This is a genomic window from Streptomyces sennicomposti, from assembly GCF_019890635.1.
GTDB lineage: Bacteria > Actinomycetota > Actinomycetes > Streptomycetales > Streptomycetaceae > Streptomyces > Streptomyces sennicomposti.
On the sequence record NZ_JAIOAB010000142.1, the window covers coordinates 1 to 641 of the forward strand.

Here is a 641-nt window from a genome sequence, read left to right on the forward strand (position 1 = left end):
AGCACCATCCCGCCGGTCAAGGGCGCCCAGTCGGACCCCGCCTTCGACACCCCGGCCAACGCCGTCCTCAAGAACACCCTCTCCACCAGCGCCGTGGCGCTGCCCCAGGTCGCCGCCGAGTCGCAGTTCGAGACGACGGTCGGCACGGCGGTGAAGGAGCTGTTCGCCGACGCCGCCGCCGGCCGCGCGGTGACCACCGAGTCGGTGAAGGCCAAGCTCGTCAAGGCCCAGCAGCAGATGCCGACGAAGTGAGCGAGATGACCAGCACCGTTCGTACGGACGCCGGAACGGCGAAGGTGCGGTCCGCGCGCGGTGACTCCTCCGGTGGGACGAAGCGCGGTCCGCGCCGTCCCACCGGCCGGCTGCGCCGCGTCTCGCTGCCGTATCTGCTGCTCCTGCCCGCTCTGATCCTCGAACTCCTGGTCCATCTGGTGCCGATGGTGATCGGTATCGTGATGAGCTTCAAGGAGCTGACCCAGTTCTACATCCGCGACTGGGGCACGGCTCCCTGGTCGGGGATCGACAACTACAAGCTGTCGGTGGACTTCAACGGGCCGGTCGGGGAATCCCTGCTGCACTCGTTCTTCGTCACGGTCGGTTTCACCCTGCTGTCGGTGGGCCTGTGCTGGGCGATCGGCACC

General features: G+C 68.2%; 2 pseudogenes. Both read left to right on the forward strand.

Annotated features, from left to right (window positions below):
• Positions 1–252 (forward strand): annotated as a pseudogene (locus K7787_RS31435) (sugar ABC transporter substrate-binding protein); the annotation flags it as partial.
• Between the two features lie 5 nt (positions 253–257).
• Positions 258–641: pseudogene (locus K7787_RS31440) on the forward strand (sugar ABC transporter permease); the annotation flags it as partial.